Raw genomic sequence first — 2,780 nt, forward strand, 5'->3', positions numbered from 1 at the left:
GAGGCCGAGCAGCGTCAGGGCCGCGACCGGCAGCAGGCTCGGGGACCCGGCGGTGCCGCCCTGGCCCGTGTCGACGCCGTTCACGGGCAGCTGTCGCTCGTCGTCCGCGTCGGCGACGCCCTCGCCCGGTGCGGGCTCGTCGTCCGCCGGGGGCGTCGGCTCCTCGTCGACCGCGTTGGCGGCGTCGAGCAGCTCCTGGCTGAAGACCAGCTGGCCTCGCACCGCGCCCGCGGTGAAGCCGGCGGTGTGGGTGTCGGCCGAGAACCCCGCCGGGTTCGCCTCGAGCTGCGCGAGGGAGAAGCCGGTGCCGGTGTCGGTGCCGTTGGGCGCGAGACCGGTGGTGAACGGACCCTCCGAGCAGCCGGTGCTGGTACGCACGGTCGCCGTCGGGTCGTCGGCGGGCGTGGGGTTCGGGAAGGCGATCCGCGGCGGGCCGTTCACGCCGGCGGCGGTCTCGTGGATGTGCGTCGCGGTCTTGGCGGGGCTCTGGTACGGCGTCACCACGTTGTTCAGGGTGATGTTCCAGCAGATGACCTGCTCGTCGGAGTTCACGAGGAACTCGAAGCGACCCGTCGCGCCCGGCTGGCCGACGCCCACGGTGCCGTCGGTGCCGACGACCTGCTGCGGCGTCGCGTCGACGACGAAGGCGCTGGTGAAGCTCTCCGGCGGGTCGACGGGGTCGGGGGTGTCGGCCGAGGCGGTGGACCCGAGGGCGCCCAGGGTCAGGGTCGCGGTGGTCGCGAGGACTCCCGCTCCGGTCCATCGGGTGGCGCGCTTCACGGTCATGGTGGTCCCTTCGTCGTGAGGCGCCGGACGACGCCCGCTCGCGGGGTGTACGTGCGTCGACGACGTCGCGTTCACGGTGTGCACCGAGTTTCTTCTCGCCGCGTCTCGGTGAACGGCGACGAGGGGTCGTGCGTAGACCTCTGCGTGAGTGCGACGTCGGTGATCGATCTGCCGAGTCGTCCTCCCGTGGCTACGGTGGTGCGGACCCGAGCGCGAGAGGACGGCCGGATGGATCCTCGCGGGTTCGACGTACGGGCTGCGTACGCCGCTCACGGCCACGACCTCCTGGGCTTCATGGTCAACGCCCTGCGCGACCGCGGCCTCGCCGAGGAGTGCGTGCAGGAGACCTTCACGCGGGCGTGGCAGGCGCGCGAGCGCTACGACCCGGCGCGCGCCTCGCAGCGCACCTGGCTGTTCGCCATCGCCCGCAACGTCGTCGTCGACGCCGTGCGTGCGCGGGCCCGTCGGCCCGCCCCGGCGTCGGGGGAGCAGACCGAGGAGTCCGCGACCCGTGACGCCGACCTCGCACGCATCCTCGACCACGTGACGCTGGTCTGGGCCCTGGCCCAGCTGAGCGAGGTCCACCGTCGGGTCGTCGTGGCCGTGCGGCTGGAGGGATTCGGGTACGAGGAGCTCGCGGAACGTGACGGCGTGCCGGTGGCGACCCTGCGCACCCGCATGTTCCACGCGCTGCGGGCCTTGCGTGCGATCCTCGACGAGGGAGAGGAGAGTCCATGACCACGCCGCACCGCCGTGAGCAGCTGCTGGCCGCTGCCGCCACGGGCACCCTCGACGCCGTCGAGCAGGCCGAGCTCGACGCCCTGCTGCGCGAGGACCCGCAGGCGCGGGAGGAGCTCGAGGCGCTGCGCGACGACGCCCGACGTCTCGACGCCTGGCACGCACCCGCGGGAGAGGGCTGGCTGGAGGCCGAGCCGTCCGCCGCGCTCGACGCGCGCGTGGCGTCCGTCGCAGGCCCGGGGCCGTCCGGGTCCGACCAGGTCGGGGGACGGCCGACGAGAGGTGGGAGGCGAGGACGCCTGGTGCTCGCCGCGGCCCTGCTGGTCCTGGCCGGTTCCGGCGCGACGCTCGCCGTCCAGTCCCTCACGAGCGACCGTCCGGTGCAGGGCCCGCCCGGCACGCTCGGTGCCGTCGAGACGCTCGCGCCGGTGCGCGGCGACAGTCGGGAGCCCGCCGACGTGCAGGCGGCGTTCGTGGCGCACACGTGGGGGACCGAGGCCGTGCTCGACGTGCGCAGCACGCGACCGGGCGCGGCCTACGCGGTCTACGTCGTCGACGAGTCCGGCCGTGAGGTCGAGGCCGGCGGGTTCCTCGGCTCGCAGGTCGAGGTGCACTGTCGCGTCAACGCCGCGGTCGCGCGGCAGGACGTCTCGGGCCTGAGGATCGTCGACGCGCGGGGTGCGACGGTCGCCCTGGCGCGGGCCCCCCGCGTCTGACGGTTGCGAGGTTCATCGACGTGTCATCTTCGTCTGTCATCATCCGGCCGGAGCCCTGACGAGAGCAAGGAGTGAGATGGCCAAGGTCACGTCGTCCGACGACACCACGTCCGCCGTGCGCAAGGCTGGTGTCGAGAAGTCGGGCAAGAACGCCGGCACGAAGACGAAGAAGGCGAAGAAGACGAAGCAGGCCCTCTCCGAGGCCGAGGAGCAGCTCGCGAAGGCGCTCAAGCAGGTCGAGAAGCTGCGGTCGACGGTCGAGCTGCTCGAGGGCAAGCTGGAGAAGTCCAAGGCGAAGTCCCAGCAGTGGAAGGCCGAGGCGCGTCAGGAGCGCACCAAGGTGGCCAAGCTCGAGGCGAAGCTGCGGCGCGCCAAGCGTGACGCGCCCGTCGACCGACAGCCGCCGGCCGAGCGCGGCGACCTGCCGGTGGACGACCCGTCCGTGCCGGACGCGTCCTGGACCGTCGTCCGCCTGCGGGCCGCGGCCCGCGAGAAGCGGCTCCCGGGCGTCTCGCGCATGACCAAGGCGGCCCTGCTCGA

Annotated in this window: 4 protein-coding genes; 3 read left to right on the forward strand and 1 reads right to left on the reverse strand. The window is 73.4% G+C overall.

The window, feature by feature from the left end; translation table 11 throughout:
- On the reverse strand, positions 1–786 hold a 786-nt coding region (locus NH339_RS17815), incomplete at its 3' end, for a CHRD domain-containing protein (RefSeq protein ID WP_253027334.1).
- Between the two features lie 228 nt (positions 787–1,014).
- On the opposite strand from NH339_RS17815, the gene NH339_RS17820 reads away from it, so the two are divergent.
- From NH339_RS17820 to NH339_RS17830, 3 genes are all read left to right on the forward strand, one after another.
- Positions 1,015–1,524, forward strand: a complete 510-nt coding sequence (locus tag NH339_RS17820) for an RNA polymerase sigma factor (RefSeq protein WP_253027335.1) — start codon at positions 1,015–1,017, stop codon at positions 1,522–1,524.
- A complete protein-coding gene (locus NH339_RS17825; RefSeq protein WP_253027336.1) occupies positions 1,521–2,240 on the forward strand; it encodes a hypothetical protein in 720 nt (239 codons plus the stop codon). Before NH339_RS17820 ends, NH339_RS17825 begins: the two co-directional genes overlap by 4 nt.
- Before the next feature lie 76 nt (positions 2,241–2,316).
- Positions 2,317–2,780 (forward strand): hypothetical protein (locus NH339_RS17830; RefSeq protein WP_253027337.1); only part of this gene is annotated, 464 nt, incomplete at its 3' end.

Source organism: Aeromicrobium sp. CnD17-E (assembly GCF_024124745.1).
In the GTDB taxonomy this organism is placed as follows: domain Bacteria; phylum Actinomycetota; class Actinomycetes; order Propionibacteriales; family Nocardioidaceae; genus Aeromicrobium.